The organism is Sinobacterium norvegicum, assembly GCF_923077115.1.
Classification (GTDB): domain Bacteria; phylum Pseudomonadota; class Gammaproteobacteria; order Pseudomonadales; family Sinobacteriaceae; genus Sinobacterium; species Sinobacterium norvegicum.
This window is the reverse complement of record NZ_CAKLPX010000001.1, coordinates 247,537-260,214: the sequence shown is the minus strand read 5'-3', so window position 1 is coordinate 260,214 and position 12,678 is coordinate 247,537. Positions and strand designations below refer to the sequence as shown.

At 48.7% G+C, this 12,678-nt stretch carries 9 protein-coding genes; 5 read left to right on the top strand and 4 right to left on the bottom strand.

The genetic code is table 11. The annotated features are described in order from the left end of the window. Positions 1–28 precede the first annotated feature (28 nt). From L9P87_RS01175 to hrpB, 3 genes are all read right to left on the bottom strand, one after another. Positions 29–1,072 (bottom strand): beta-N-acetylglucosaminidase domain-containing protein, encoded by a 1,044-nt coding sequence (locus L9P87_RS01175; protein ID WP_237442845.1) that lies wholly within the window; start codon positions 1,070–1,072, stop codon positions 29–31. Between the two features lie 26 nt (positions 1,073–1,098). Continuing rightward, the gene (gene gcvT / locus L9P87_RS01170; protein ID WP_237442844.1) at positions 1,099–2,211 is read right to left on the bottom strand and encodes a glycine cleavage system aminomethyltransferase GcvT; all 1,113 of its coding nucleotides are present in this window, start codon (positions 2,209–2,211) and stop codon (positions 1,099–1,101) included. A 98-nt stretch (positions 2,212–2,309) separates the two neighbouring features. Continuing rightward, positions 2,310–4,817: an ATP-dependent helicase HrpB gene (gene hrpB / locus L9P87_RS01165; RefSeq protein WP_290368472.1), complete on the bottom strand. Its 2,508-nt coding sequence runs from the start codon at positions 4,815–4,817 to the stop codon at positions 2,310–2,312. Between the two features lie 128 nt (positions 4,818–4,945). Here hrpB and L9P87_RS01160 point away from each other — a divergent pair, with 128 nt between their 5' ends. Next, the gene (locus L9P87_RS01160) at positions 4,946–5,755 is read left to right on the top strand and encodes a Stp1/IreP family PP2C-type Ser/Thr phosphatase (RefSeq protein ID WP_237442842.1); all 810 of its coding nucleotides are present in this window, start codon (positions 4,946–4,948) and stop codon (positions 5,753–5,755) included. Here the strand turns inward: L9P87_RS01160 and L9P87_RS01155 are convergent. Then, a complete protein-coding gene (locus tag L9P87_RS01155; protein WP_237442841.1) occupies positions 5,752–8,220 on the bottom strand; it encodes a bifunctional serine/threonine-protein kinase/formylglycine-generating enzyme family protein in 2,469 nt (822 codons plus the stop codon). The genes L9P87_RS01160 and L9P87_RS01155 overlap by 4 nt on opposite strands. 208 nt (positions 8,221–8,428) lie before the next feature. Here L9P87_RS01155 and tagH point away from each other — a divergent pair, with 208 nt between their 5' ends. From tagH to icmH, 4 genes are read left to right on the top strand one after another with little or no spacing between them, the layout of a single operon-like run. Continuing rightward, the gene (gene tagH, locus L9P87_RS01150) at positions 8,429–10,003 is read left to right on the top strand and encodes a type VI secretion system-associated FHA domain protein TagH (RefSeq protein ID WP_237442840.1); all 1,575 of its coding nucleotides are present in this window, start codon (positions 8,429–8,431) and stop codon (positions 10,001–10,003) included. 3 nt (positions 10,004–10,006) lie between these two features. Continuing rightward, positions 10,007–10,474 (top strand): type VI secretion system lipoprotein TssJ, encoded by a 468-nt coding sequence (gene tssJ / locus L9P87_RS01145; protein ID WP_237442839.1) that lies wholly within the window; start codon positions 10,007–10,009, stop codon positions 10,472–10,474. Positions 10,475–10,502: 28 nt separating this feature from the next. Beyond that, positions 10,503–11,834 (top strand): type VI secretion system baseplate subunit TssK, encoded by a 1,332-nt coding sequence (gene tssK / locus L9P87_RS01140; RefSeq protein ID WP_237442838.1) that lies wholly within the window; start codon positions 10,503–10,505, stop codon positions 11,832–11,834. A 2-nt stretch (positions 11,835–11,836) separates the two neighbouring features. Next, the gene (gene icmH / locus L9P87_RS01135) at positions 11,837–12,676 is read left to right on the top strand and encodes a type IVB secretion system protein IcmH/DotU (RefSeq protein WP_237442837.1); all 840 of its coding nucleotides are present in this window, start codon (positions 11,837–11,839) and stop codon (positions 12,674–12,676) included. The last annotated feature ends 2 nt before the right edge of the window (positions 12,677–12,678 follow it).

Below are 12,678 nucleotides of genomic sequence, written 5' to 3'. Positions count from 1 at the left end.
TAACAGCGACAACACATATTACAAGCACTTATTCTGTCAAACAGCTGGGATCAAATCGATACTTCTCCCTCAGCCACTCAGATACCTCAGTCGCTGCGGGCTCATCAAATCCCTCAAGATTTTTTAGCATAGATGCCGACAGCCCTTTATCCAAGCCATCAAGACCAACTTCCTCAAATCTTTCTTTATGGTCTAACAACCACCGCTTAAAGTCATGACTAACAAAACTATTGTCATTATAACTGACAGAAATGGCAGCATTTAAACTGAGCGATAATCCTGCCAGCGGCAGCGATGATAAAGCAGGCTGATTCATTGGATTAGCGAACAAGCCACTTGAGCGGGCCAACACTTGACCGCGCTGAGGACTGGCAAGGTGAAGAAATCGACTCGTCTTGCGCCCATCATTGACGGGATAATTATCCCAGATCAGTGGCTTGCGACCCAATAGTGAAGCAACCTCGTTGAGGTGTTCAACGGTATAGCTCACCGAGCAGACGCGCTCTCCCGTCCAAAAAATATCAACATTGTCACCAAGTCCGGCAGACAGTTGCTGCAAATAACCGTCGGGCATTGCCCCAAACACGTCGATCAACACCGGGTCAAATGAATAGTAAGTGGGGCAAACAACCAACCGAGTCGCCGTTATTCGACTGGCGATGTAATCGATAATAGCTAATTGCGTGGTCGCTAGATTAGGCAGATCACCCCGCATATCATCAAACAAGACACAAAAAATATCGGGAGATAATAAATTGATTTGCTTAATTTTTTTGTCGAGTTGTAACCTCGACTCAGCATTGAAGTCGAGATACAGCTCAAACGGGGAGAACCCCAAGCCGAAATTGACCCCCTGTCGTCGGTATTCATTACGCAGCATCAGCAGCGCATCAAAGCGCTCCGCTGGCCACGGTTGCCGCCATGATTTTCGCAGCCAAATATCACTCTTTGGCGCATAGATATAGCTATTGAAACCCTGCTGTTTTAAAAATTCGGCATACTGGCTTCGCCAGTGCCATGGCCATTCCCTGCCATAGAAGCCCTCAATAATCCCGGTTAGCTTTCCTTCCATTACTGGGGCTCCGTGAAGCTTTTTCATTAGCCTCGATAATAACGCTGAGGCACAAAGGGCGTTTTGCTGACGATAACAGGGACTTTCTTACCGCGCAGGAGGGCAAACACTTCAGTTCCTATGGCTGCATTATCAAAGGTGACAAACCCCATCGCGACAGCCTTACCAAGGCTGGCACCAAATCCGCCAGAGGTGACTTTACCAATCAACACATCATGGCCATCATACAGCTCAACACCTTCACGAATTGGCGCCTTACCCGTTGGCAAAAGACCAACCCGCTTGCGGGTAACACCCTGTTCTATTTGTGAAAATATAACATTAGCACCGGGGAAACCGCCAGCGCGCTCGCCATCTTTACGGCGATTTTTAGAGATACCCCACAACAGAGCGCCTTCAACCGGAGTCGTCTCGGCATTTAGGTCGTGCCCATAGAGACACAGGCCCGCCTCTAAACGCAGCGAGTCTCGCGCACCGAGGCCAATTGCCTCAACCTCCTCCTCAGCTAACAGCGCCTTGGCAAAGGCTACGATCAACTCATTGGAGACAGAGATTTCGCAGCCATCTTCCCCGGTATAGCCAGAGCGAGTAACAAAGCACTGCTCCCCCATCAACTCGAAGTAGCCGCCATCCATAAAGACCATATCGCTGATGGCCGGATTGAATCGACTCAAAACCTCAACAGCCTTGGGGCCCTGCAGGGCGATCAGAGCCCGATCTACCACATCGACTTTGACACTGTCTGGCATGGCTGCCGTAATCAATGCTAAATCCTGATGCTTACAAGCCGCATTAACAACGACCAGCAAGCCATCATTGACGGCGCAAACCATCAAATCATCCAATATGCCGCCCTGCTCATTGGTAAAAAAGGCATAACGCTGCTGCCCCGGTTTAAGGCCGATAATATCGACCGGGACAATGGTTTCCAAAGCGGCGGCGGCGCCACTGCCGGTTAATTTGATCTGACCCATGTGCGATACGTCGAACAAACCCGCCTGTTGGCGAGTATGCAAATGCTCTTTCTTTACACCCAGAGGGTATTGCACCGGCATGTTGTAACCGGCAAATGGCACCATTTTGGCACCGAGCTCAATATGCAGTTGTGACAACGGAGTATTCAAACATTCATCGCTCATAGTCATTTTCCAAGACAAGTTTTTGTAAACGAACAGGTTATACCAGCTTTAATTAATTGAGCGAAGCGATTTAGATCATGAAATCAAATGAAAGGCCATCATCGCTTCTTTCGCCGTTGATCATCAGATTTCTTTGTTCTATTGGTTGGCTCCGCCTCTAGAGGGTTGTCTGGCCAATAATGCCGAGGATAACGCCCCTTCATTTCCTTTTTTATCGACTCATAACTACCCTGCCAAAAACCCTTAAGGTCGGAGGTAATCTGAAGTGAGCGCCTAGCCGGCGACAACAAATCGACAATCAATGCCAGCCTGCCATTGAACAATGAAGGGGAGCGGTCGAGACCAAAAAACTGTTGTATTCGCCCCCGCACAATGGGCCCAGCCTCATTAATATAGTCAATTTTTGCCGGCTCCCCACTGGGCAATAAAAAAGAGGCCGGCATCAGGTTCTCCAAGATGTTCATTTGTTGCCAGCTTAATGACGACTGAATATGCCTAGACCAGGGTACAGCTCGCAGCTGCGCCAGAGACTTCACCCCCGAGATATACGGCACAAACCAATCGTCTAAATGTGCAATCAACCAAGACGAGTCTAACAACGGTAAATCGTCATGATATTGGCGATATATTGCCAATTTTGCCACTAGCTGCTGATAATCCTGCAGTCGTGACAACTGCAAACACTCGACCCCCACCTGCTCGATATAATTTTGCCACCACTGACTCAGCGCATCTTTATCGACATCAACCTCAGAGCTTGAGCTCAGTTCAATGGCATTAAAATGCGTGACTCGGCGGGCCCGTACAGACTCTGACTGGCGATCAAATTCGAAGCGTGTTGCTACCGTCGCTCGCGGCCTTATATGCTCGCTAATAAAATCATCTGAAAGCGTCAAGAACTGCCCTATACGATTGATGCCGCGACTACTGATGATGACAGGGGCAAACAGCCATTGTGCTTTTTCATTATCCGACAACATCGCGCCTTGACCACTGGCCAGCAAATACTCGCCCTCCCCTTTAGAGCGCTGGCGAGCCAAGCGTCCCGGCCAAGCTTGCAACAACAGCTCTGCAATAATAGCTGGCTCAACATGAGTGTACTGCCACGTCACGCCCACTTTTCTGGCCAACTGCTTAGCCAGGTGCTTCACCCGAGCCAGGCGATTGTGATGTATTTTCAACGGCCCCGCTCCGAAGGCAACAACCTCAAGTCGAGCCAACAGACTACCCGACCCAGCCTGCTGCTGATCGATAATATCAGCCTCGCTCAATATTGCGCAAAGCGTCAGCGCCTGCTGTACAACCTCTCCACCATCTTGACGCTGAGCGTAATCCAACATGACCGCAATTCTCGGTTCAACACCATAACGGGTAATACGCTCCCCCAATGCCGTCACCGCAGTCTCGCCGTCAATGGCACCTATAGAGAGCAATGAATGCTCGGCAACCGCAACCGCGGCCGAACTGGGCTGCTGTAACCATCGATAGGCGCTGAAATCACTGTCTCCCCAGGCTGCCAATTCAAGCATCGTGGAAGAACAATCGATACGCATCAGTTCTGCCGGCCTTGCAGCCAACAAGGTTTTTTCTTGCGACCAGCAGCGAATACAATAGCCCGCGGCTGTCCGCCCTGCGCGACCCTTGCGCTGATCAGCAGAAGCCCGCGATATTGCCACTTGCTCTAACCGGGTCATCGACGTATTGAGATCGAACTCTGCCACTTTTTCAAAACCACTGTCCACGACAACTTCAACACCATCGATGGTGACGCCGGTCTCGGCAATATTGGTGGCGATAATAACTTTACGTCTTGCCGAGGGATCGATAGCTCGCCGTTGCTGTTCTATTGCTAGGCTGGCATGCAGCGGATAGACATCGGCATCTACAGAGGACAACGCATTCAGCAGCCAACTTATCTCGCCAACCCCGGCCACGAAGACCAAAACATCGCCGCTGTAATCTGCCAATGCCTGAACAACCACCTCAGCCATAAATTCCATGCGCTGGAAATAGCTCGCCCTTGAAGGCGACGGCATGTAGCGAACCGATACAGGAAACTGTCGACCCTTGCTTCTAATCACCTCGCAGCCGCCCACGAGCTCAGTGATAGGCTCCGCCTCCATCGTTGCCGACATGACGATTAATTTTGGTGAAGTTTTATCTTCATAAAAGAGCGAGACAGCTTCTAAAGTCAAGGCCAATGATAAATCTGAATTGGCATTGCGCTCGTGGAACTCATCAAATAATACCGCGCCCCAACCCTCCATCGATGGGTCCGATTGCAACATTCTGATGTAGACACCTTCGGTGACAACTTCAATAACAGTGGATGAGCGACACTGACTTTTGGTACCTGTGCGATAACCCACCGTATGCCCAACGCTCTCACCAAGTGATTGCGCCATTCTTTCTGCTGCAGTTTGAGCGGACAACCTCCGGGGCTGTATCACCAATATTTTTTTATCGCCTAGCCACGGCTGCGTCAACAGTGCCAACGGCAGACCCGTTGTTTTACCCGCGCCCGGCTCAGCGATAACGACCAGTTTATTACTCACCAGAAGGCTTTCGAATACCTCTGGAAGTATTGCTTTAATAGGGAGAGACATAAATATTCACAGTAAAGAAAGAATACGTGAAGTAGAAGATGAACCAAATACATCACAATGGTTTAGAATTTCCCTAGTTTATTATAAAATCAAAAAACAAATGAATAATAAAATGGAATTTATTGCTAATGCTGCATCGTACGCATACCGCCATCAATGGCCGCTCTGACATCGGCCAGGTCAGAAATGAAAACGAAGACAGCATCAATTGGTATAAACACCCTAGTCTACCCTTTTCATTTTTAGTTATTGCCGACGGTATGGGCGGTTACAATGGCGGGGCACTCGCCAGCCAAACGGCGATTTCAGTAATAGAAGCAGAACTGATCAACCTGGTATCGACCACCTTCTTTCATTGTTCTCCAGATCAGCAGGCAATGATTTTACAAACCAAACTTAATCAAGCCATTGTTGCCGCCAATAGTGCCATCCTAGAAAAGAAAAAAATCAACCCTGAATTCCAACATATGGGCACCACCGTTGTCTGCGCGGTAATTTGGCAACAACACTTACTGATTGGCCACATTGGTGATTCAAGAGCGTATTTGTGGGATAAAACCGGTCTACGGCGCCTCACTCGTGACGACTCAGTCGTGCAACAAATGATCGACAGCGGCAGCTTAACAGAAGAGACCGCACGCACTTGCAAGGTGAGAAATCAACTGACCAAGGCACTGGGTGTCGACCACAGCGTCACTCCCACACTCAACCTTTTCAGCATCAACCATGACTGCATTTTAATGCTGTGCTCTGACGGCCTAACAGAATATGTCACCGACGCCAGCATAGAACAATTGCTTGCCAATTATAGGCCTGCGCTTGAATGCTGCTATCGATTCATCAATGATGCCAATAATGCAGGCGGCAAGGACAACATCAGCGTGGGCATTGCCGAAATCAGCCATGCCCCGCAAGCCCTGACCAGCGAACTATATTAAATATCACGAATAAAGCGAAACCCCGTCAGCGAATCAGCCTGGCCGCTGTGCGGGCGCATAGTAGTCACCAAACACTCACTCATTGCATCCCGCCTATTGCCGCCTGCCGCCACCACTGAGTCACCATCCATCACCCACTCCTGAGCATTACCAACAGCATTCACCAAACCAAAGCGGTTCTTTTTGCCAGTGCTCACGTCGACTAAAACATTACCTTTTTCAATACCGGCATACCTTAAATAACAGTTTCTATCTGCATCGATCTTACTGTTTGCAGCTGACGCAGATAAATACCAATCGGCATAATTTGGCAGGCGATAGCTAAAGCCTGTTTTACGCGATAACCAGCCCAGATACCCGCGAGCCTCTTCGATCGATATATTAGTAACAGGCTTGTTACTACTCGCCGAATGACCACAACCGGTATCCCGACAGTAAATGCTGAACTCTCTCTCTGAGACCTCATACTTACCAATAGCAAATCGTCGATCGTTTTCAGCAACACTGACCATAACAGGAGAGTAAAGCGACGATGTAATACGATCCTTGCAGATATTACGATTACTACGACCACCACTGCCCGGCTTTAAACGAAGGCAGTAATCGATGGTCTGCTTCGCCAATGCTGTCGACATTGGGAACAGCGCCATAGCCTGACGCTTGACCATCTCGGCCTCGCTGGGCCTGGTGACTTGTTGCTTGTCGACACAGTCGAGTATTTTTTCGATAAAGCCAGCCTCAGCCGACTTGTAAGCATCAGGGTACCGCTGCTTAAGTAACGTAATTTTAGTGGAGGCATTATTCTGGATATCGAGACCATTGCAGGTCAATGATTGACCAGCGGCAGCAATCGTTTTCTTTCGCTCCATTGCCGCTGCTTTCTGTTGCGCAATCTGCTGATCGCGAGCCGCCCTGACCCTCGCCTGCTCCTCTTTTTTCTGTTTAATCAACTCGGCCTCCAGCATATTTTGTTGGGCAATCCTTTGTTGCTCTGCAACTCTGATGACCTCTGCTGATTGTAATTCGTCGAGCTGGTTTCTGATCGCATGGGCATTCACAGTATCCCCCCAGGATTCTGCCTTGGAGATATAACGCTCGGCTGTCATTAAACTACCGCGATCAATTAACCCATTGGCCTCGACCAGATATGCGGCGGCCAAAGCAGACTGGATTTCCAGTGCCAGCGCTGTATCTAATGGCGCCAACTCTCCATACTCGGCCAGCAATTGCTTTATCTCACTGTCCCAGGCATCCGTTAAAAGATTACTTTTAATCAGGTCTCGCAACTCCTTACTGACCCGATCCCGCTCAAATTTAAGGCTCATATCCGCCGCTATATCTTCACGCAACACCTCCTCATCGACTGTATTCACATATTGATAATACCCCGACGCCGACAACGACAACGACAAAACAATCGCAGAAACAACGGCCACCACCTGCCATCGCCCCCGCCCATAAAAACTATCCGAAAAGTCCGCCACCGAGTGATAGCGATCACCGTGCTGAAAACTCAGCCCTTTCGCCAACACCTTCCACTCACGACGACTGAGGTTCTTCAACCGGTCAGGCTTTAACCCCTGCTCTTTCGCCTTATCCGCTGCTACCTTATTAAAGGGATGACGCCCAGAAAATAATTCATAGGCAACACAGGCCAGAGCATAAATATCATCAGAGGGAGAAGGCTCACCACCTGAGAGCATCTCATAACTAGCGTAGGCTGGCGTCAGCGCACCTAGCGAAGCCGCATCAAATAAGGTGGTAACACCCGTACCCTGAACCACATTTTGACTCGATACCGCTCGCGCTATGCCAAAATCAAAGACCTTGGCCGAGCCGTCTTTTAATACAAAAATATTACCCGGTTTAAAATCAGAGTGGATGATATTCTTCTTATGCGCATAGTCTAATGCACTACTGATATTACTCAGTATCGTCTTGGCCGCCTCAAGCTCAAAGCCGATGCCCGACTTTTCGCGAATCAACTCATCCAAGGGCGCACCGTCCATATACTCCATGGTCATATAGACAACATCATCGTCCCGGTCGAAGTCATAGACGTTAACAATATTGGGGTGTGCCAGCTGCTGTGATTTTCGCGCCTCCCGCTGCAGCGAAACAATGGCCTGGGGATGGTCTTTAAAGTCGCTGTTTAATACCTTGATCGCCACCATGGGCTCTCTATCACTCGCCTCAACCTTGCGCCTATCCAGCGCTCGGTACACCGCACCCATGCCGCCAGCACCGAGCAATTGCTTTAACTCAAAGCGATTCTGCAACAATGCCAGCGTAGGCTCCTCGTCCACGGCGGCAACCGATGAAGCTGCAACAGGCGCGGGGTCACTGGCCAGCGACGAGACAAGCACCGTCGCATCACCAACATGCGACACACCCGCTACATTGTCGGAATCAAAACCTCCAACAACAATCGTTCTATCTTCACTTTTATTTAGGTCATCCGGCATAAACAAAATCCATTAAAATTAACATCACATCTTTTTCCTTAAGATGAAAATAGTGCTTAATTTTAAATGGTAAATCAAAATCAAACAATATAGGATTGGCGACATCTCACATAAATAAATATTTTTTATAAAAAAATTATTGTAGTTTTAAAAAATACTTTTTATATGACTAGCGACTATTTAAAACACATTATGCAAGTTGAATAAAATGGACTTAGTACTAACAGTGATTAGTGGGCCTAGCGCCGCCAACATGGAAGACCATACCAAAACATTCAGCCAGGCCGGCGGCAGCTTTGGCCGCTCGCCTGATAATGATTGGATGCTACCCGATATCGATAGAGTGGTTTCATCGACACATGCAAAAATTCAACAGCAGGGCGACAAATTCCTGCTGGTAGATTTAAGCACCAACGGCACCTTCATCAATGGCAGTGAACAAGCATTAGGTGCCAACAACAAACACACCCTAAGCCATGGCGACACCATCTGTGCTGGCGATTTCGAACTCAGCGTGGCGTTTGCTGAAAATTCGCCGGCACTGGCTAACGGGCTAGAAAGCGTTGATTTCCTGGATCAGTCTGATAAAACGCAATTTAACCCAGGCGCATTGGCTCAAGAATCAGACAGCGACGCCTTTGACGACTGGCTATCACCGCAACAGGCAAGCGCCGCTGACATACCACAACAACCGATCAGCAATAGCAGCTCAGCGAGTTCTAACGACTGGGGTTCCAGTGGCGCCATGGTAGATGATGCTCTATTTCAAATGCCAGTGGGTTCCAGCGACCCGATGGCGCCGATAGCCACAAACGACATTCTGGCCTCGTCACCCTCAGCTTTTGACCAGCCAGCCAGTACTGGCAATGACGATTGGTGGACATCTGAGCCCGATAACTCTGACCCACTGGCACAGGCGATAGAAGTGCCAGACACGCAATTAAATGCCCCGAGCACTGCCGATTGGCCCGCTCAAAATACCACCCCCGAATTTCAAGCACCGCCAACAATTCAACCACAAATACCAGTGCAAGCAATTCAACAACAGGCACCGGTACAGGCCCTCACAGTAACCCCCCAACCAACGCAGACTCCCGATCTGTTCTCGCCGGCACCGGCTTCAATCACTAACGATGCGACACATACCCCTGGCCAGTTTTCATCACCACCTACTGCCAGTTCCAACAATACAGACATCGCACGAGACCTGGGATTGCAGTCCTTATCAGACGAACAGCTTGAACAGTTATCGCCGGAACTTGCCCTGATTGTTAAAGAAACATTGAATCGGCTCATTGACTTGTTACGCGCCAGAAGCAGCATCAAAAATGAGCTTCGTGTCGATCGCACGATGATAGAAAACAACAACAACAACCCCCTCAAGTTCTCTGTCGCAGCTGAGGATGCCCTTGCCGTCATGTTCAGCGCACAGGCCCAATCATTTATGCCCCCTCACCTTGCCGTGGCCGATGGTTTCAATGATATCTCCGATCATCAAGTCGCCGTCATGAGTGGGATGAAAGCGGCCTATGAGTTTATGCTCGAGCAGTTTTCACCAGAACGCATTAAAAATTTACACAGACAAAAACGTGGCGGTATTTTATCCAGTAAAGACGCCCAAAACTGGCAGGGGTTTGAACATCACTACCGGCAACTACAGCAAGACAAAGAACAAACCTATAACACTATCTTTGGTGAAACCTTTGCCAATGCTTACGAACAACAATTGGCAGACTTGAAAGCCACACGCTCAATCACCCAACACCAACACATTAGGAATTAAATTGTGAAATCATTGCTCTCAACCATTTTCATCGCTGCCCTCATTTTAGTCGCCGGCTGCAGCAGTACCCGAGAAATACTCAATCTCGATACATCCGCGATATTAAATATAAGTGCCAGCAATGAGGTCAATCCTGACCAGGATAATCGCCCCTCACCGATTATTGTTCGGGTATACCAACTGGCGGATAACCGCCAATTCTCGCGTGAAGAATTCATCAGCCTATACCAACATGCTGAGCAAAACTTGGGGAAAGATCTCATCGATACAACATTACTTAAAGAATTTATTCCTGGTGAGAGTCGTGAAGAAACACTGGAGCTAACCGCTGACGTCAATTATATCGGCATTCTGGCTGAGTACTCGCAGTATCAGAAAGCAGACACCATGTTGATATTGCCCATCATCCCGCACAAGAAGAATTCGCTGCATATCACTCTCAATGAGTTTGCTGTCACAGCAGAGCGATAACTCCACTTAAAAGTTAAAGGTATTATCAATGTCTGTTGGTAACAAAGTCATATGGAGCGAGGGAATGTTTCTTCGCCCGCAGCATTTTCAGCAACAAGACCGCTATATGGAGCGCTATGTTGCGGGGCGACTCGAGGGGCTGGGTAACTATTACTGGGGCATATCTCAACTCGTCATCGATAAAGAACCGCTCAAACTTGGCAAGGTTTCCATTACTGAAATCTCAGGTATATTCCCCGACGGCACGCCCTTTAGCGCTCCGGACTATGAAACCCTCCCGCCGGTTCTCGACATCCCAGATGGACTTGGCGAAGAGACAATTTACCTGTGTATTCCGCTGCGAAGAAACGGAGCTGTTGACACCAGCATTAATGACGACAATGGCCTGGCGCGGTATCGCTCCAAGCAGTTTGACGCCAGAAATTCGACATCAGAAACAGCAGACAAGACTGAAATACAAATTGGACAGCTACGTCTAGCCCTCAAACTTGGCTCACAAGACCGCAGTGGTTATGCCTCTATTGCGATTACCCGCATCATAGAGAAAACCGTCGATAACCCTGTAAAACTGGACAAGAGCTTTATTCCACCCCTGATCAACTGCAAGGCATCAGCTATCTTCTCTGCTTATTTTGAAGAACTAAAAGGCATGTTTAATCAACGCGGTGAAGCACTTGGCCACCGACTTAGCGATAGCGGTAGAGCCGGCTCTGCGGAAGTGGCTGACTATATGCTACTGCAATTGATCAACAGGCTTGAGCCACTGGTTAGTCATTTACACTCACTGGACTCCCTCCACCCGATCGATTTTTATACCGAATTAGTACAGATGACCGGTGAACTAGCCACGTTTACCACACCCTCTAAAAGAAGCCCTGTCTTACAAACCTACCACCATGACTCGCTGCAACAGACCTTTCATCAATGCTTTAGCCACCTGCGCCAACAGCTGTCAATGGTACTTGAGCAATCGGCAATATCCCTCAACCTCGCCGAGAGGAAATACGGTATTTATGTCGCCCCAATCACTGATCCAAGCCTGGTCAAGACGGCCAGTTTTGTACTTGCGATAAAAACGGCACTGCCCACAGAGGCAATCAGAAATACATTGCCTGCACAGTGTAAAATTGCTGCGGTAGAACGAATAAGAGAGTTAATCACCACTCAATTACCGGGCATCAACATCAGGCCACTGCCTGTTGCACCTCGACAAGTCCCATATCACGCAGGATTTAATTACTTTGAGCTAGACCGCAGCAACGAGCATTTTAAGTCCCTCCATAACTCAGGAGGCGTTGCCGTTCACTTAAGTGGTGAATACCCCGAGCTATCCATTGAACTTTGGGCAATCAGGGATTAACCATGAATAACAACTTCCCCGGTGGAGACAGTGATAAAACACTGATTATACCCACACCAGGCGGTGCGCAAAGTCATGGCGCACAGGCAGCACAGAGTAACAAGGTGGCTGATCATAATTTTCAACCGGTATCGGTCCACGGGGGTCTTAGCCCGCTGGTAAACACCGCGTCAAACCTGCTGACAGTGATCATAAAACTTCGCACAACAGTCAATCACAACGATTTCAAATCGTTACACCGTAGCCTATGTGATGAAATCAAGGCCTTTTCCAACAAGGCCAACCAACAAGGCATTGAGCAGCGGCAAGTATTAAGCGCCCAATACATACTGTGCTCAACCCTCGATGAAGCTGTACTCAAAACACCCTGGGGGGCAACTTGTGGCTGGGCAAACCATTCCTTACTGAGCATATTTCATAACGAAACCTTTGGTGGAGAAAAGTATTTCTCCATTCTTAAACAAGTGATTGTTACCCCGAGTCAAAACGTCGACCTACTGGAGCTGTTTTACTACACCCTCAGCCTGGGCTTTGAAGGTAAATATCGAATCGAACAACGGGGCGCAGAACAACTGCAACTGATTCGAGACAACCTACGACAAACCATAGACAACCAACGCCCACCATCGGCCGAGGAATTATCGGGGCAATGGCAATCGAGCTATAAGAGCAAAAATAGTCTGCTCACCCGAACACCAATCTGGGTGATCGGCTGCATTGCCGGCGCCCTCTTAGTGCTCAGCTTTTCCGGCTTCCAATATTGGCTACACCAAGACACTGCACAATCGAAACAACATATTGAATCCTTTCTCATCACGCCTACTGATAACAGCGAGCATTAAGA